The 17,703-nt window shown below is 68.4% G+C and carries 13 protein-coding genes; 5 read left to right on the forward strand and 8 right to left on the reverse strand.

Annotated features, from left to right (window positions below):
• The first annotated feature begins 23 nt into the window (after positions 1-23).
• Entirely contained in the window at positions 24-761 is a 738-nt protein-coding gene (locus ABD299_RS19385; RefSeq protein ID WP_344264129.1) for a WbqC family protein, read from the forward strand.
• On the opposite strand, the gene ABD299_RS19390 is transcribed toward ABD299_RS19385, so the two are convergent.
• Positions 700-999 carry a site-specific integrase gene (locus ABD299_RS19390; protein ID WP_344264131.1) on the reverse strand — a complete coding sequence of 100 codons (300 nt, stop codon included), beginning with the start codon at positions 997-999 and terminating at the stop codon, positions 700-702. The two genes, ABD299_RS19385 and ABD299_RS19390, sit on opposite strands and share 62 nt — an antisense overlap.
• 9 nt (positions 1,000-1,008) lie before the next feature.
• On the opposite strand from ABD299_RS19390, the gene ABD299_RS19395 reads away from it, so the two are divergent.
• Complete coding sequence (locus tag ABD299_RS19395; RefSeq protein ID WP_344264133.1) at positions 1,009-1,260, forward strand: hypothetical protein; 252 nt, start codon at positions 1,009-1,011, stop codon at positions 1,258-1,260.
• A gap of 247 nt (positions 1,261-1,507) precedes the next feature.
• On the forward strand, positions 1,508-2,731 hold the full coding sequence (fxlM, locus tag ABD299_RS19400) for a methyltransferase, FxLD system (RefSeq protein WP_344264135.1): 1,224 nt from the start codon (positions 1,508-1,510) through the stop codon (positions 2,729-2,731).
• Positions 2,732-3,116: 385 nt separating this feature from the next.
• On the opposite strand, the gene ABD299_RS19405 is transcribed toward fxlM, so the two are convergent.
• The 3 genes from ABD299_RS19405 to ABD299_RS19415 form a co-directional block, all read right to left on the reverse strand.
• Positions 3,117-4,907, reverse strand: a complete 1,791-nt coding sequence (locus ABD299_RS19405; RefSeq protein ID WP_344264137.1) for a TIGR04141 family sporadically distributed protein — start codon at positions 4,905-4,907, stop codon at positions 3,117-3,119.
• Positions 4,908-5,053: 146 nt separating this feature from the next.
• On the reverse strand, positions 5,054-5,464 hold the full coding sequence (locus ABD299_RS19410; RefSeq protein ID WP_344264139.1) for a hypothetical protein: 411 nt from the start codon (positions 5,462-5,464) through the stop codon (positions 5,054-5,056).
• Positions 5,461-7,944, reverse strand: coding sequence for an AAA family ATPase (locus tag ABD299_RS19415; protein ID WP_344264141.1), 2,484 nt, complete (start codon positions 7,942-7,944; stop codon positions 5,461-5,463). The genes ABD299_RS19410 and ABD299_RS19415 overlap by 4 nt, the downstream gene beginning before the upstream one ends.
• A 721-nt stretch (positions 7,945-8,665) precedes the next feature.
• On the opposite strand from ABD299_RS19415, the gene ABD299_RS19420 reads away from it, so the two are divergent.
• The gene (locus tag ABD299_RS19420) at positions 8,666-8,902 is read left to right on the forward strand and encodes a hypothetical protein (protein ID WP_344264143.1); all 237 of its coding nucleotides are present in this window, start codon (positions 8,666-8,668) and stop codon (positions 8,900-8,902) included.
• Positions 8,896-9,234: a type II toxin-antitoxin system PemK/MazF family toxin gene (locus tag ABD299_RS19425; protein ID WP_344264145.1), complete on the forward strand. Its 339-nt coding sequence runs from the start codon at positions 8,896-8,898 to the stop codon at positions 9,232-9,234. The genes ABD299_RS19420 and ABD299_RS19425 overlap by 7 nt, the downstream gene beginning before the upstream one ends.
• Before the next feature lie 45 nt (positions 9,235-9,279).
• On the opposite strand, the gene ABD299_RS19430 is transcribed toward ABD299_RS19425, so the two are convergent.
• From ABD299_RS19430 to ABD299_RS19445, 4 genes are read right to left on the reverse strand one after another with little or no spacing between them, the layout of a single operon-like run.
• Positions 9,280-12,540, reverse strand: a complete 3,261-nt coding sequence (locus ABD299_RS19430) for a type I restriction endonuclease subunit R (RefSeq protein ID WP_344264147.1) — start codon at positions 12,538-12,540, stop codon at positions 9,280-9,282.
• The gene (locus ABD299_RS19435; RefSeq protein WP_344264149.1) at positions 12,537-13,781 is read right to left on the reverse strand and encodes a restriction endonuclease subunit S; all 1,245 of its coding nucleotides are present in this window, start codon (positions 13,779-13,781) and stop codon (positions 12,537-12,539) included. Before ABD299_RS19435 ends, ABD299_RS19430 begins: the two co-directional genes overlap by 4 nt.
• Complete coding sequence (locus ABD299_RS19440; RefSeq protein WP_344264151.1) at positions 13,774-15,414, reverse strand: class I SAM-dependent DNA methyltransferase; 1,641 nt, start codon at positions 15,412-15,414, stop codon at positions 13,774-13,776. Before ABD299_RS19440 ends, ABD299_RS19435 begins: the two co-directional genes overlap by 8 nt.
• A gap of 57 nt (positions 15,415-15,471) precedes the next feature.
• The gene (locus ABD299_RS19445) at positions 15,472-17,562 is read right to left on the reverse strand and encodes a hypothetical protein (RefSeq protein WP_344264153.1); all 2,091 of its coding nucleotides are present in this window, start codon (positions 17,560-17,562) and stop codon (positions 15,472-15,474) included.
• Positions 17,563-17,703: the final 141 nt, after the last annotated feature.

Raw genomic sequence — 17,703 nt, forward strand, 5'->3', positions numbered from 1 at the left:
TGTGCGCGATCCACCAGCCCAACGTGTTCCCGAGGCTGACCACCCTGGCCAAACTCTTCGCGGCGGACACCTGGATCGTCCTCGACGACGTCCAGTTCACCCGCCGCGACTACCAGCACCGCACCCGCCTGGCGGCCCCGGACGCCCCCGAGAAGACCAGGTGGCTGTCCATCCCCACCCACCTGCCCTATGGCCGCTCCACCCTCATCCGGGACGCGGTCATCGTCGGGAAAGAGCGAGCCCGGCGCCGTGCCCAGGGCCTCGTGCACGACTGCTATCGCTCCAGCCCTCACTGGCCACGGATCAAGCATGCGATGGAGCCGGTGTGGGATGCCTTCGCGACAGGGCTGACCGCGGCCGTCGCCGCGGCCTCCACCCGCGTCCTCCTCGACCTGCTCGGATGGAAAGGCATCATCCTCACGTCCAGCGACTTACCCGCCCGCCCCGGGCGGTCCCAGCGGCTGGCCGACCTCACCGCCGCCATCGGCGCGACGGCATACCTATGCGGGACCGGCGGCATGAAGTACCTCAAGACGGACTGCTTCGACACCAGAGGAATCCACGTCGTCCCGTTTCGTGCACCAGCCTCGGAAACCTGGGCCTTCGGGAGAGAGAACAGCGCACTCACTACGCTCACGCAGACAGGTGTCGACCAGGCAGCACACGAGTTCCGGATCATCGCCGCCCGGCATCGCGGCGTCAATGCTCAGATCGGTTCTGATCGCGCATCATGGTGCGCAGGGCCTGCCGAGCTGCGATGAGGTCGTCCTGGGCCTCGGTGAGCTGATTCCGCAGCCCGTCGCGGTCGGCTTCGGCGCGGGACAGCCTGCTTGTGCTCGGGTACTTCATCGGCTGCCCGAACGGGGCGGCGAAGAGGTTGACGAACACCATGTCGCAGTCCGCCGCTTCGCGCACCCGGTCACGCTTCCACTGATAGTCGGCGTACAGACCACCGATGTCCTCGCCCACCGGTGGGACCGCGTCATCACGGCGGAACACCGCTCGGCCGTGAGCGACGTTCCGCCGGACCGGCTCAACGCCCGAGCCCAGGAGATCCGCCCCCTGCTGCTCGCCGGCAGCGACTCCCTGCTGCGCGCCGGGGGGCCACTGGAACCCGTCGCCAAGTGGGCCGCCGCATTCCACAGCACCGGCCAAGCACTCGCCGAGGGCGTCCAAGACGGGACACTCGACCGCGGCCTGCGACAGGTGCTCAGCTACCACGTGATCTTCCATTGGAACCGGCTCGGGCTGTCCATGTGAGGGCAGAGCATCTTGGCCTGGGCAGCCAGAACGGCCATCCTCCGTGGCGCCGAGCACCAGGGGACCAAGGCGCGTGACGACGCTCGTTCATCGGCGGCAGAACGTCCCGCGACGCCCCGAGATCGGCTGGTAACCGATCCTCCTCACCTCGCAACCGCCAAGCTGAGCTGAGCCCTGGACAGCTGACTCGCCGTACGTGTCTCCGGGGGCTCACCTCTTCCTGCTGCAAGCCGAACGGAGAGCCACTTTGACAACCGTCACTGACCCCGATGAGCTGCGCGAAGCGCTCGTGACCAGCCTCGTCGACGGCGGGCACCTGCGGAGCCCCGAGGTCATCGCGGCCTTCCGCGCGGTCGAGCGCCACCGGTTCCACCTCGACGCCGACCTTCCGGCCGCGTACGCCGGCGACATCGTGCCCATCAAGCACGACGACAAGGGCGACATGATCTCCTGCATCTCCACCCCTTCGGTGATCGCCACGCAACTGGAACAGCTCGACGCAGCACCCGGCCACAAGATCCTTGAGGCGGGCGCGGCCAGCGGGTACAACGCCGCCCTGCTCGGTCAGCTCGTCGCCCCCGGCGGACATGTCTGGACCGTGGACGTCGACCGCGACCTCGTCGACACTGCCCAAGGCAACCTCGAACTGGTCGGGGCCTCGAACGTGACCGCGGTGCTGGCCGACGGCGCGGTGGGACTGCCCGAGCACGCGCCGTTCGACCGCGTCCACTTCACCGTCGGCGCCGCCGACATCCCCGTGAAGATCCTCGACCAGCTCGCCCCGGGCGGACGCCTGGTCATCCCGATGCGGATTCGCGGCAGCATCTCCCGCAGCTTCGCCTTCGAGCGCGACGGCCAGACGTGGAGGACCGTCTCGACCGAGATGATGACCTTCGTGCCGATGCGCAAGAGCGTCGGAACCGACGTGCGCACCATGCTCGACATGGCGGGCGAGGGCGACGTCAAGTTGGAGACCTACAGCGAACAGGAAGTCGACCGCGACGGAATCCGTACCGTCCTGAGCCAGCCCCCCGTCGAGGTCTTCACCGACCTGAAGTTCTACGGGAGTCAGACCTACGAGTGGTTGTACCTGTACCTGGCGTACGTGCTTCCCAATGGGCTCTCCAGGATGCCCGGGACGCGCCCCGGCCTCCGCCCGAACTTCGGCTGGGGCTCGATGACGGCACTCGACGGCGACACCCTCGCCTACCTCACCAAGCAGGAAGGCGAGGACGAGCACGGCAAGTTCTGGCACGTGGGCGTCATCGGCCACGGCCCCCGCGCCAAGGAACTCGCCGACCAGGTCGTCACCGAGATCCACGCCTGGACCGAACGCGGCGCCAACGAGGTGCCGGAACCCTCCTTCCGCATGGCCGTCGGTGACGCCCGCCACCAACTGACCGCGGACCCGCGCTGCGTCATCGACAAGCCCGACAGCCGGCTCGTCGTCGACTGGCAACGACGGACGTGAGCCCCATATCGGGCACTCCCACAACGACACAAGAGGATCTTGCTCCCCCGGTCGCCCAGCGACGGGGGAGCGCCTACGAGCTACGGCGGCTGGATCTGCACTGCGGCTCGGCCGCCTGGGCATACATTTGGCCGGGCGGAGAAGTGCAAGCCGAGAACTGGGATGCGGAGGAGTTCCATGATCGCCACCTTCAGGAGTCCACCCCAACCCTGATCTTGGCGGCGCTCGTAATTTGGGACGAAGAGGTCGTGGGTTCAAATCCCGCCACCCCGACTCCGCAATACAAGATCAGGGGCCTGATCCGCTCAGCGGATCGGGTCCCTGGCCCGTTCCTGAAGGGCCGTCTGGGAGCCGCTGCCCGCTCCCGACCTCGTCATGTGCGTTGTCAGCCACTGCCTCTAGCCGCGCACCGCACCTCGATGTGTGAAGGGCGACTCCATGAGCCCGCCCGGTCTGCATATGACCCGAGGCGGCGGGGCGATGCGCCGGGGCTACGCCGGCACTCGTCCGTTTCCGTCGGGGTGGCGGTGGGTGAAGCAGAGGTGATCCCGACGACCTCGACCCGAACGCCCCATGCTTCGAGCGTCCTGGCCGCCTGCACCAAGGTGACCCGGGAGAATGGAAACAGGGTGTCGACGGTGAGGTCGGTTCCGTCCTTGAGCAGGATCGCGAAGACGACCTTCGAGGGTCGGAAGTCTTCCGGTAGACGGTGCCCTTTCCGGCCTGCGGCCACCTTCCGGGCGAATCGCTCCCTCCCCTCCCGGGAGTTTCGCAGGGTCTGTACGGCGACGAGTGCCTGGTTGAAGAGGTGGCTCAGCGCGTCCGAGCCCTTGGCGCGTTTCACCATGATCAAGACGTTGTCCGGACTCAGCAGATCACAGATCTCCACCCCGTTCCCGGGGTGCAGTGCGGTCCGGACGTTGTCGCGGTCCAAGCAGATGTAGCCGGGGCGCTGGTCCGGCACGGACTCGTTGTAGGCGCGCTCCCTGTCGCCGGGGTTCCACGGGGGCAGATCGACGGACGGGGAGTCGGTGATCAGTCGTTCGGCGTGCGAGCGGATCGTCTTCAGGTATTCCCGGTCGATCTCGTACCAGCATTCGTCCATAAGGAAGAATCGGCGGGAGTCGAGGAACACTTCCGCCTCGATCCACCGGAGTGCGCCGGACGTCCGGATCTCGTCGGGCCGGTCGGCGCGGCTGTGCCGGTAGAGGGTGACGGTTCCTTCCCGCAGCGCGGCCACCCGCCCACCGGCGCGCTGGACTCGCGCCCGGGAGAGGGCGTAGTCGAGCCTGAAGTCGTCGGTCGCCGGGCCGGCGACATCACTGTTGATCCTGACCCGAAACGCCCGGGCGTTGGTGTAGTCCTCCCAATGGTCGGCGGGGACGGAAACGCTGATCCTCCCCTCGGGCTCTCGGCCCAGGAGGTCGTCGAGGGCGGTCTCCAGACGAGTCAACAGGTCGGAGTCGTCGATGGGTACGACGTGCTCCACGAACTCCAGCTCCGGGCTCGGCTGCTCCTCGCGCAGCACACGGTTGATCGCACGGATGTCGGCGATCAGGTCGGCGCCCTCCACACCGAGCCGCAGGCGCAGGCCGACCCCTCCCTCGACGCTGGAAATCCTCGCGGGGTTTTCCCGGGAGATGGTGAGCGGGATGTCATCCAGGTGGCCACCGAGGCGGCGCACGATCTGGGCGTGCTCGACGATGCCCAGGCTCCACACCGAGGCGCCGCCCGGGATCAGGGTGATGTCGGTGCGCCCCCCGCCCGGGGTGTGGGACACCAGATCCCGGATTCGACCGGGATCCACCCGGCGGGACGCGAACCCCAACCCGAAGCGGCGATCCTTCAGGCGGTCGGGCACCAGACGAAATCCCTGATCGTAACCGATGGCATACACCTCGCCGTCGACGGCGAGCATCAACAGTCCGGCCGAACGATTGACCGACCGGGACACCTCGATCCCCGTCGTACGGAAGATTTCGTCGCACCAACTCGCGACGGGCTGTTCGAAGCTGCCGGTGACCAGGATCGCCGGTACACCGAGATTCTCGGGGAGGTGGAAATCCGCCCGGACCCGCACCAGCTGTTCGGCTTCCAGGGCGTCGAACATCGCGTCGACGGTGGGAGCGACACCCCGGAGCCGGTACAGGGTTCGCTTGGACGTACGGGTTGCCATGATGCCGCTCCTCGTGTGCGGCGGCGATAACCGCCCCGCGTCGTCGTTCTCACGTGCTTCTCCTCATGACGGAGTCCCGTCTCACGGCGGACCAGGACCTGTCTTCTCCGTGACCGGCCCGGTAACCGGCACCGGTCGGACCGTGATCAGCGCGCCAGCAGTGCGATGACCGCGACGACCTCGGCGCGCCATGCACGCACCTGGTCCTCGGTGGGGCCGATCTCGTACTGGTGGTAGTGGCATCCAAGGCAGAGCCGACTCCACACGGCCTTCGCCCGGCGGGCGGTCTCGGCTTCGACGCAGTCGCGAAGCCACAGGAGCGCGGCCCGCATGGAACCCTCACGGATCGCACGGGGCACACCGTGAGCGGTGAGACGGTCGGCGATCGCGCTCTCCAGCGCGGCGCGCAGGGCGAAGGCCGCTCCGCGGCACCGGCTCGCCGCCGTGGCGGTGAACAGGGTGGGGACGCCCGTGACCGGATGGGTGGTGGCGGGGGCGCCATCGGCCCCGACGAGCAGATCGGCGGTGTGGAGCAGCTGACGACTCGTGGTGTTCACCGGGTGACCTCCTCCGGCTTGCGGACGATCTGTGCGATGGCCCCGATCTCCCTGACGAACCGCTGCGGATCCGGCATCGGGGTGCCCGACGGATGTGCGCCCTCCTGGCACCGCCGGATGAGATCCACCGCCCCGGGGCCACAACGCCTGCGCAGCTCGCGATAGATGTCCCCGGCCCTCTTCGACGGGACTCCGAGAAGCCCCGGGCCGGCGATGTCCATCAGCCCGACGGCGGCCGAGACGGTCTTCTCCGCCTCGTACTCGGTCAGGCCGGCACGGTGCAGCCGCAGCCACGCGGCTTCGGAGAAGGCCCGTTCGAGGACGGTGCGGCAGAGGCTGGGCAGGACATGGGTCAGGGCGGCGGGCGGAAGATTCGGCGTACGGGCGAGGGCGTGGGCGTCGTCCAGCGCCTGACCGATCGGATCGGTCACCCGGCGCACGGCCACCACCGACCGCGCTTCCCGCTCCACCTCCAGCACCGTCACCGGGAGCTCCTGGTTGGTGAAGGCCCGCTGGAGCCGCGTGTCGTGGGTGAAGACCACCACCTGGCGGGTTCCACCGAGCTCGTGCAGCACCTTCGCGAGGCCGTGGACCTTCGCGGGGTCCATGGACTGGACGGGGTCGTCGATGACGACGAACCCGAAGGGGCTCTCCGGCGCGGTGGCGCGCGGCAGGAAGAGCGAGAGCGCGAGGGAGTGCAGCTCGCCCTGGCTCATGACGCCCAGAGCGGCGGCCTCCGTGCCGTCCACGGACACGTCCATCACCAGCTTGCGCACGGCGGCCTTCTCGCTACCGGCCAGGCGTACGGAACGCAGGTCGACGTTGCTCTGCTGGCGCAGTTCCTCCCAGATCCGCTGCGAGTGCTCCTCGAAGGGCCGCAGCCGTTCCTCGCGCAACTCGGCGCATGCGTCCTTGAGCCATTTGCGTGCGGCCCTGACTTGACGCAGTCGGGGCTTGCCGGCGTGTGCGGCCCGGGCGCGGCCGAGCCAGGAGGCGAGACGGGTGACGCAGCGTCGCCACCCCGCGTCGAGCTTTTCCAGCTCCCGGGAGGCTTCCTCCCGCAGGGTCGCCCCGGCATCGGCGAGGACGAGCGCGGTGGTCTCGGCGCGAGTGGCGAGCAGCCCGGCGTCCTCGATCACCCGGCAGGCCGCCCACTCCTCCCACGGAACGACCAGCGGGGCGGGCAACCACCCGGGGACCCGAGCGATGAGATGACGCAGGGCGTCCATCGCGTGCCGCAGCTCGGTGCGGGCCTCCTGCGCGGCGGCGGCCTCCCGTCGCAGCGTCGCCACCTGCTCGGCTGCCCGCTCGGCCCACGCCTCATCGAGCCGCCGACCGGATCCGCACACCGGGCAGGTGTCCTCGTCGGCGTGCCGAAGACTGTGGTCCAGGGCCCTGGACAGCAGTTCGGCCCGCTGGTGGGCGTCCTCGGCGTTCGAGGAACGTACCTTGTCGAGTCCGGCGACGGCCTCCTGCAGCCGGTCCACGGCCGCACCGACCGCGTCGAGGTCGGGACCGGGCAGTTCGACGGTCGCCCGCAGCTCCCTCAGGCGGTCGTCATCCGCCTCGGGAAGCCCGGTGACGAGGGCGTCCAGCTCGTCGAAAGCGGGAACCCCCGCACGTCCGATGGCCGTGAGCGCGCGTTCCGCCCGGGGGTCGTTCAGTGAGGACAGCTCCTCGATGAGGGCGGGCAGTTCGGTCTCGGCCGTCTTCACCGCGGAGGTGAGCGACTTCTCGATGGCCTGGAGCCGTTCGTTCGCGGCTGCCGCCTCTCCCAGCCTGAGGATGGTGGCGACCGAGTCGTACAGCTCGCTGGGCCTGCCACTGATGACCTTGTCGAGGTCGGAGTACGACAGGAAGGGCCGGTAGTCATTCAATGCCTGTCCCCAGCCGGCGTCCTCGAAGGGCCGCCGGCCGTGTCCCGGCCGCCTGAACTCGACCTCCGGGGTCGTGACGTCGTCCCCTGACCAGGTGCACGTCAGCGTGGACGGCCGGGCGTCACCCGCGACGGCGAGACGGACCTCGACCCTCGGCTCGGCCCCGTCGTGCAGATTGCGCCAGTGCCGGCGCCACACCTCGCCGCGCTGCTTGTCGAGACGGGCGGTCCGCCCGGTGAACGCCGTCTCGACGCCCTCGGCGAAGCTGGACTTCCCCGAACCGTTGCGCCCCACCACGAGGGTGACACCGGGCTTCGCGTTCAGCGGCAGACGGGCCTTGCGGCCGATACCGCGAAAGCCGCCGACGCTGATGGATTCGAGGAACACGTGGTGCTCCGGGCGCGGGCCGACAGGCGGGTTCGGGTCGTTTCCCGAGTCGTTCAGCACCTCGCGAAGCATCTCCTTGGCCGGTTCGGCGAGGACGGACGCTTCGAGGCGCTCGGTCAGTCGGGCCACCACCGGGGTGGCCTCGTCGCCGGGGGTGCTGCTCCCGATCTGCTCGACGTGCTCCAGGGGCTCGTGGTGCTCAGGGGGTTTTGTCATGGCGCTCTCCGCCCTTCCGCGGTCCATTCCGATGAGGAGTCGGCCGGGCGAACGCGAGGAGCGGGAAGCGGGAGCCTCCGGCTTTGTCCGAGCCCGGTGCGACGGACCAGACATTAGAGACGGAGATGCGGTGCTTTCCATGATCTCAGCGATAACCGGGGTTATCACAATTGCCTTTCTGGGTGCGGGATGTGACGCCCTTCTGATCACAAGGAGGTGCGCCTTGTAGCGTCCCCGTCCGGCGACTCGTCGGCCGGTATCGCGCCCTCCGACCCCTCGGCCCCGAGGGGAACGCGACCGCTCCGGCCCCGCCCGGCGGTCAACCTCGCCTTTCGGCTCCGGGAGACATTGCCGGTCGTGCTGTCTCCGAGGGGCTCCGGCCCGGTCGTGTGCCCTTCCGGGCGCCGGCGGCCCTCCCCGTGGGCGGGGGCGAATCCGGTGCCCCGCGTGGCCGGCGAAGGCCGGAGGGGGTCTTACCGCTGTCCGCCCGAGCCGAGACCCGAGGCGCTTGACCAGCCGGGAAGCGGAGGCGACAATGGATGTAAGACATTTGTCATACACGCGGGGGCGGGGAAGGGAGAAGGGAATGGCCGTGAAGGCCGAACAGAAGAGCCGCGCGTCGGGGGAGACGGCCAAAGCCTCCAAGAGCGCATCGTCCGCGAGCCGGACTTCGCGGGCGCACCGGAAGCAGAGTCGAAACGCTGCGACCAGCGTGGCCCAGGTGCGGCTGCGCCCGGACGAACTGGCGGAACTGGAGCAGGTGATGCAGACCCTTGATCTGCACTCGCTCTCCGATGCCCTGCGCGAAGGGCTTCGGCTGCTCTCCCGGGAGGCGACCGAGGTTGCCGCCGCGCAGGAGATCCGCGACTTCTACCAGGAGGGCCGGGCTCCGACCCCTGCCGGTGTGCTGCCCGTGACGGCGGACGAGTTGGCAGCGACGGACGAGATCGAATGGTGAGCATCGGCTCCGCTCTGCGGGGCGAAGTGTGGGGTTGCGCTCTTCCGGCCCCCATCGGCCCGCATCCGGTGGTCGTCCTCACGGTGAACCGCATCGCCGAACCGCTGTCGGCGCTCACCGTCGCAGTGATCACCGGAACGCCCGGCCCCGCCTCCACCCATGTGTCGATCGGCCCCGACTGCGGGGTGACCAAGTACGACGAGTCCTATGTGAACTGCACCGACCTGCACACCGTGGACAAGCCGAGACTCCGACGGCGTCTCGGCCTGTTGGCTCCGAGCGAGATGCGCGGCGTGGAGGAACGCGTTCGGGTGATCCTGGGGCTGGCGTAGTCGTCACCCGCCCCGGGAACCACCTCCTCACACCCTTGCCCCTCGCTACTTCGCCCCCGGCGCCCACAGGGCGGCCACGATCTCCATCTGCTTGAGAACGAGGTCCACCGCCTCCCGCTCCTCCTCCGGCGGGTAGTCGAACATCGCCAGCACGCGGCGGATACGGGTGCGCAGCTTGGCGCGCACGGGCTCGCGGGAGAGCCAGTCGACGGAGAGGTTCTTCTGGATGTCCCTCACCAGGGCCCGGGCGATCTCGGCGAGGGTGTCCTGGCCGCCCTCCATCAGCTCGGCCATGTCGTGGTGGGCGACCGCGTCGTAGAAGGCCAGCTCCGCGTGGTTGAGCGGCGGATCGAACCGCTCCCCCCGGCGGGCCTCCGCCGACACCTCCCTGGCCAGGGCGGCCAGCTCGGCGATGACCTGCGCGCTGGTGAGCTGCTGGAGCATGTACCGCTTCATCAGCTCGTCCAGGCGCCGGGCGAAGCTCTCGTGGCGGACGACGTTGTGCCTGGTCACCTCCCGCATCTTCTGCTGGATCATGCGGCGCAGCGCCTCGGTGACCAGGTGCGGGGTCTCGGAGTTCTCCAGCTTGCGCAGCTGCGCCTCGTTGATACGGGTGATGTCCAGCCGGCCGATCCCGGCCTCCGCGTACAGGTCGGTGATCTCCTCGGCGTCGACGACCGACGCCGCCAGGGCCTGGAGGTAGCGCCGGACCTCGGCGCTCAGCGGCTGCCCGCTCGCCTCGCGCTGGGCCGCGTCGAGCTTGACCATCCAGGCCCGGACCTCGCTGAAGAAAGCGATGTCACGGCGCCAGTCCTCCAGGTCCGCGCAGCGCTCGGAGATCTCGCGGCTCATCGCGCAGAGGCGGTAGAAGCGGTCGAGCCGGGTGGCACTGTCCTTGAAGCGGACGGAGAGCGGCTTGGCCCCTGGCTCGACCCTGTTGCCCGGGTTCTTCGGGTCACGCAGGAAGTCGGCGGTCAGTCGCAGCGCGCGCTTGCGGACGTCGGGACGGCCGGTGTCGGCCAGCCACTCCCTCCAGCGGCAACCGGCCAGCAGCCCGCGGATGGTCGACAGCTCGTTCTTGACCTCGGTGATGGCCCGATCGACGTCCGCGCCGAGTGTCTGATCCGCGCGGTCCCGGTCGGTGTACTCCTCCAGGGCCTTGGCGAGGTTGTCGGTGAGCGGCGCGTAGCCCACGAGAAGGCCGTCCTGCTTGCCCCGGAAGCGGCGATTGACGCGGGCCAGGGCCTGCATCAGGTTGGCGCCCTGCATCGGGCGGTCCATGTACAGGGTGTGGATGGGCGGCGCGTCGTAGCCGGTGAGCAGCATCGAGTGGACGATGAGCAGTTCCAGCTCGTCGTCCGGGTCCTTGGCCCGGGCCTGGACGACCTTCTGTTGCGACGGCCGCAGAGCGTGCTCGCGCAGGTGCTTCCCGTCGGAGGGGTCACTGTGGAAGACGATCTTCATGACGCCCCGGTCGGGCTCCTTGGCGACCCACACCGGCCGCCGCTCGGCCAACGCGTCGAAGAGGGACACGCAGACCTCCCGGGTCATGCACACGACCATCGCCTTGCCGGGACCACCGAGGTCCGGCTTGACCAGCTCCCGGCGCTTCTCCCAGTGGGCGATCAGGTCGTCGGCGAGCTCCGCTATCCGGTCGGGGGCACCGTAGACGGTGTTCATCGCCGTGGCGCACTTGATGACACGGCGGCGCTCGGCATCGTCCATGCCCTCGGTGAGACTGTTGGCCTGCTCGTCGATCTTGCCCGGGTCGACGTCCTTGGGCAGGTCGACCTTGATGACGCGCGGCTCGTGGAAGACGCGGACCGTGGCCCCGTCATCGACGGCCCGCTTCAGGTCGTAGACGTCGATGTACTCACCGAAGACGGCCCGGGTGTCGGCCTGGTCTGTCGAGATCGGCGTGCCTGTGAAGGCGAGCAGGGTGGCGTGGGGGAGGGCGTCGCGCAGATGCCGGGCGTAGCCGTCGAGACTGTCGTAGTGCGAGCGGTGCGCCTCATCGACGATCACCAGGATGTTGCGCCGCTCGGAGAGGAGCGGGTGGGAGGTGCCGGCGGCCTTCTCCTCCTTGCTCAGCCCGAACTTCTGGAGGGTGGTGAAGATGATCCCGCCGACGTTGCGGCGCTTCAGCTCGGTGCGCAGCTCTTCCCGCGTGCCCACCTGGAAGGGCTCCTGCCGGAGAAGGGCCATGCTGTCCCGGAAGGTGTCGTAGAGCTGATCATCGAGATCGTTGCGGTCGGTGATGACGACGATGGTGGGGTTGTTCAGAGCGGGGTGGCGGGAGACGAGCGCGGCCGTCTCCACCATCTCCTCCGACTTGCCCGCACCCTGCGTGTGCCACACGACGCCGGCCTGCCCGGTCGAGCGGGACGCCTCGACGACCGCGTCCACCGCCTTCTTGACCGCGAAGTACTGGTGTGGCTTCGCGATCCGCTTGCCGGAGAGGGGCTCGCCCGGCTTGGGCGGGGGGAAGTTGACGAAGTCGCGGGTGAGGGAGAGGAACCGCTCCTGCGTGAACAGGCCGTGCAGGGCCAGGGTCAACGCGTCCACACCGTCGTAGCCGGGCACGGTGGTGTCGACGCGCTTGCCCTCGTGGTCGACATTCCAGGGCGCGAAGTGCTCGTACGGCGTGAAGACCGTGCCGTACTTGGCGGTGATGCCGTCCGAGACGAGGCAGAGCACGTTGTAGCGGAACGCGATGGGGAACTCGGACAGGTAGGTCTGGAGCTGGACGTGCGCCGACTCGATGGTCGCCTTCTCGTCGGAAGCGCTCTTCAGCTCGACGACGGCGAGGGGAAGGCCGTTGACGTAGAGAACGATGTCGAAGCGGCGATGGCTGCCGTCGGCCTCCCGGAGGGTGACCTGATTGGCCGCGAGGTACCTGTTCGCGTCGGGGTCCGCGAAGTCGACGAGACGGACGGTCGGGGTCTGCTCGGCGCCGAAATCGTCGACATAGGTCAGCCGTATGCCGGCGGTCAGGTACTCGTGCGCCTGCCGGTTCTCCGGGTACGCCTCACGGGAGGCGGGGTCGGTGGCGATCCGGAGAGCCTCGTGGACGGCGGTGGCGGACAGCTCCGGATTCAGCCTCTCGATGGCCAGTCGGAGCTCGTCGTGCAGGACCAGGTCGTCCCAGTCCCGCCGGTGTCCGGTGCCGGGGGCTAGGTCCTTGCCGGCCCTGGTCTCCCAGGCGAGCTCACCGAGCTCGTCGAGGGCGAGGTTCTCCCAGACGGACTCGGTCATCCTGGCGTCGAGGTGAGCGGGAATGTGCTCGCTGCCGCCACCGGTGGTCATACGGCGTCCTCCACAATCTTCTCGGCGTCACGGACGCGGAGCTTGCCGGACATCAGCTGGGGGAGGAGCGTGTCGCGGAGGGTGGTCAGCATCCGGCACTCTCGGTCAAGTGATCGCATGTGAGCGAAGATATTCGACGCAGTTTCGCCGAACTCGGCAAGCATTTTTCTGTCGGGGTGCTTAATGTAGAAGTTTGCCGCCTCTGCGGCAGCGACACGCTGACGTCCAGACGAGCCGATCATATTTCGGATCATGTGCTCGCGAAACCTTTTGCTGCGCGCGAGGAAGTAACTGAACTCGGGCGGGACTCCCTGAACTGAACGCATCACAATGAACTCCGTGGAGCCCACTCCGATCTCGCCATCTTCCATGAAGTCGACATAACCCGTCTTGCCATTCTCCAGGCATGGTGTAATACGGGCCAGGAGTGTGTCGCCGTTCATGAAGCGGGTTCCCCCCTTGGGTTCCCTTCTTGACCAGGCACTGATGCCCGCGCGATGAGTGGAGAGAGCGGCCATGTCCACGTAAACAGCTACCGATGGCGCTTTCGCGACCTTGGGGCTGAAGTGGACGAATTCCGTGACGGGGGCAGCTGATTCTGGATCGGGGTCGACCTCCACTCCCATGAGCTCGATCTGAGCCTGGAGCAACTGTTCGTAGGTAACGGCGATGCGCTCGTTGATGGCGATCTTGTCGTCCAGGGCCCCGAGTGCTGCCGCGATGGAGTCCTGTTCGCCTTGAGGTGGTACAACGACTGGAACTGCGCCGATAATCTTAGTATTTAGGTTCGGCATGGTTGCGCCGACTGCATGTTGCTTGATCCACTGTCGCACACTGGGGTGCCCCAGATAGTAAGAGAGATATGCGGAGTTAATCTCATTGCCTGGTCTGATGCGCAAGCAGCCGGTACCACAGAGCCATCCCTGCTGGTCCGGACGAACCAATGCTCGTCGGCCTACGTCGCCTCGTCGCGAGTAGACGATGTCGCCGACTTCAAGTAGATAGCGGGAAAGCCTCAATGAGTCTTCAACGGTAATGCGCGCAATGAAATCCTCCCGGATGACATTATCCCCAATATCTTGAGGCATTACGCTCGGAACTCCAACCGAAACATAGTCCGAGGCGTGAAGTTGGCTACCGAAAGGGCCGGTTTGAATATTTCCACCGCCGCGTTCACAAATCTCCACAAGTGTGGTCTGTTCCCAAGTAGTCGGTACGCCAGGGACGACTGCCTCAACCATCAATCCTCCCCAGCTGCTCGCGCACCACCGCATCCAGACGGGCTGACTCGTCCATCTGCTCGAACAGCTCCTTCGTCAGACGGGCGATTCGTTCCTCCACCGGCTCCGCGTCCGGGTCCTCCGCGATTTCCGCCGCACCCACGTACCGCCCTGGCGTCAGCACATAGTCGTGCTTCTCGATCTCCTCGATCGTCGCGCTGTAGCAGTACCCCGGCACGTCCTCGTACGTAAGACCCTTGTCCTTCGCGGACTTCGTGCCCCGCCACGCGTGGTACGTGTCGGAGATCTTCTCCAGGTCTTCTTCCGTCAGGATCCGCTCCGTGCGGTCGACCATCGTTCCCATCGCGCGGGCGTCGATGAACAGCACCCGGCTTCGCCGGTCGTTCAGCGCCTTCGCGCCCTGCGGGGACTTGTCCTTTGTCAGGAACCACAGGCAGGCCGGGATCGCCGTCGTGCGGAAGAGGTTGCCCGGCAGCGCGATCATGCAGGAGACCAGGTCCGCCTCGACCATCGCTGCGCGGATCTCGCCCTCGCCCGACTGCTTGGACGACATCGAGCCGTTGGACAGCACCACGCCCGCGCTGCCCCGGTCGCCCAGTTTGGAGACGATGTGCTGGAGCCAGGCATAGTTGTCGTTGGACTTGGGGGGGACTCCAAAACGCCACTTAGGGTCATTTGCTGTCGGTCCCCAGTTGTTGTCATTGAACGGTGGGTTGGCCATGACGAAATCGGCCTTGAGATCCGGATGTTTGTCATTGATGTTGGTATCTCCCCAGCGATCGCCAAGCCCTTGGGGGTCCATGCCGTGGATGGCGAGGTTCATTTTCGCCAGCCGCCAAGTACGCTCGTTCGATTCCTGGCCGTATACGGCGATATCGTGACTGTGGTCCCGGCCACGACGACGTTCGACGAACTTGCCGCTCTGCACGAACATGCCGCCCGAGCCACAGCAGGGGTCGTACACCCGCCCCTCGTACGGCTCCAGCACCTCGACGATCAGGCGGACCACACTCGCCGGCGTGTAGAACTCGCCGGCCCGCTTGCCCTCGGCCCGCGCGAACTTCTCCAGGAAGTACTCGTACGTCTCGCCGAGCACGTCCTGCGCCGGGCGGTCGCCGTGGCCCGTGAAACGGGCGTCGCTGATGAGGTCGACGAGTTCCTTCAGACGGTTCTGGTCGACGTTGTCACGGTTGAAGATCTTCGGAAGGACGCCGGTGAGGACCTTGTTGGCCTTCATCACCTCGTCCATGGCCGCGTCGAGGAGCCCGCCCACGCCGCCCTCCGTGCTGGCCGCGTTCTCCGAGATGTGGTCCCAGCGGGCGGTCGGGGGCACCCAGAAGACGTTCCTCTCCGTGTACTCGTCCTTCTCCTCCAGGAAGGCCGCCCGGCGGTGCTCGGGGATCTGGGCCAGCTCGGGGTCGGCGGCCAGTTCCTCGCGGCGCTCGGCGAAGGCGTCGGAGACGTACTTCAGGAAGACCAGGCCGAGCACGAACTCCTTGTACTGGGCGGCGTCCATGGAACCCCGGAGTTTGTCCGCGGCCTTCCAGAGGATGTCCTGGATCTGCTTGGGGCTGGAGACGCTGAGCAGTTCGCCCTGTCCGGGGGCTGCCGCGGCTCGTTTGCGGGGAGGCATCGTTCCTTCTTCCGAGTGGTCGGTGGATGGGCGTGGAGGGTGTGGTGCGGGGGCGGGTCAGGGGTATGGATCGGCGAGGGTGAGCGTGCCGTCCGTCAGGCCGGCGATCGTCAGGTCACGGGCCTCGGTGAGTGCGTCGAGCCGGGCGCGCAGCAGGCGTTCCCGGTGCTCCGCCTCGGCCAGCAGGGCGTCGAGGCGCAGCACCTCATCCGGTTCGAGGTCGGGAAGTTCATACTCCTCGATGCGGCGGGCGGGGCGTACCGCGCCGGGACTGCGGGCGGTGCCCCGGGCCGCGCCCAGCAGAGCCGCCAGGACCCGCGGGGTGAGCGGTCGCCGGGCGTCGGGGGCGACCCGCAGGACGCGGGCGGGAAAGACGACCACCGATAATCCCCCGTGGTCGACGTACAGCCCGAGGCGCGGCGCGAGGGTGTGGACGATGTCGCCGGGTTCGGTCAGCGCCACCCGGTCGTACTCGGCGGCCAGGACCAGCCGGTCGATACGGCGCGCGCCGACGGGCCGTTCGCCCGTGATCTCCTCGGGGCCCAGGACGACGTGGTGGCCGTCCGCCGAGAAGTGTTGGTCGCTGACGCGGTGGCCGGAGACCCTGGTCACCCTGCGGTCGGCGATCAACCCGCCGAGGGTGATGCGCCGGGGCAGTCGGGCGACCCGGCGCAGTACGCCTCCCCGGTAGGGGCCGTGTTCCTCCTCGTACGCGCGGGCGTCCGCCTCCGCGCGCTCCAGGCGCGCTTCGGCCTCGGCGATCAGGGCCGGGCGTTCGAGGACCGTGTCGGACCAGATCGCGGAGGCCGGGGGCGCGGGCGGGGTCAGCGGGCCGCCGAAGGCCCGGTCCAGGTCGGCGACGGAGACCACCCGGCCGTAGCGCGGGTCGTGGCCGTCGAGCGGCCGGAAGCCTTCCGTGCGCCAGAGGAGGACGTCTTCGGCGAGTCGCAGGCCCACGTCCGCCGTGAGGTGTTCGGAGCTGATGTCGACCAGTAAGACCTTGCCCTTCGCCTCGGGGACGGGATCGCGGGTGAGCGTCCACAGAGCCGGGTGGTAGCCGGGGCGGAAGGGCAGGACCCCGCCGGGGAGCGCGATGACGGACTCGACGATGTTGCTCCGCAGGAGGGCGGAGCGCAGCCGGGCCGCATCGGTGTCCCTGAGCGCGCCCACGAGCGCGTCGGCCGGGCCCAGGACGAGAGCCGTGCGACCGGGGCGCAGGAGGTCGGCGACGCGCTCGACTTCCGTCAGGGCGGTGAGGGCGCAGCGGTTCTCGCCGGGGCGGTAGGGGAGCCGGGTGACGATGATGTCCGGATCCGCGAGGTCCTCCTCCAGCTCGGTGCCGGTCCGGACGTCGAGGTGGAGTTCGTCGATGCCCGCGAGGAGAAGGCGGCGGCGCGTGACGCGGGCCAGCCGGTCGTCGGGGTCGGCGGCGAGAACGGTGACGCGCTCGCGGTCCTCCGTGCCGTCGAGGAGTGCGGCGAGCAGGTCGCCGGCACGGGCGTACGGGTCGGCGAGGACCGGGGACTCGCCCTGCTCCAGGCGGAGGGGGAGATCGGCGAGCCGGGCGAGCAGACGGTGCAGTTCGGGCGCGACGGCGTCGGCGGCGAGGGAATCCGATCCGAGCCGGGTGCGGGCGTCGAGCAGCCACTCGTACGCGCCGTGCTCGTCGTAGGCGGCCTCGACCAGCTCCTCGGCGAGGCGGACGAGTGGAGCCGCGCCGGCATCGAGCGAGCGCAGTTCCCGGAGGACGAATTCGTCCTCCACGTCGATCCGCTCGGCGCGGCGCAGTACGGCGGACCACAGCTCCTCGTCCGTCCCGGTGCCACTCGACGGCCCGCCCGGGTTCTCGGGCAGCGGTCGGCCGTCGAGTCGGCGCAGGCACAGAAGACTTCCCAGCGTTTCGACGAGTTGCCGGGGGGTGAACCGCTCCCGCAACGCGGCGAGGCCGAAGAGAGCCAGCTCGGAGCGGAGTTCCCTCGGATCGGCTTTGCCCCGGCCGGAGGCGAGCAGCCACTCGACCACCCGCGCACCGTCGAACAGTGGCCTTCCCGCGTCCTCGGATACGGCAGCGGGGAAGTCCGGGTGACGGCGACGCCAGGTGGACACCACCGGACGCCGTACCCGCGCGAACTCCGCGATCTCCGACATCGACACCAGGAGGGGCGTCGGGGCGCGTAGTGTCGTGTCCGGTGGATCGCCAACCACGGCCCGCACCCCTCCCCGTCCTTCTCGTCACTCCGTCGCTCCGGCTGTGGGCCTCGCCCTACCGCCGGCCACGGCTCGGCCTTC

Source organism: Streptomyces sodiiphilus (assembly GCF_039529215.1).
GTDB classification, from domain to species: Bacteria; Actinomycetota; Actinomycetes; order Streptomycetales; family Streptomycetaceae; genus Streptomyces; species Streptomyces sodiiphilus.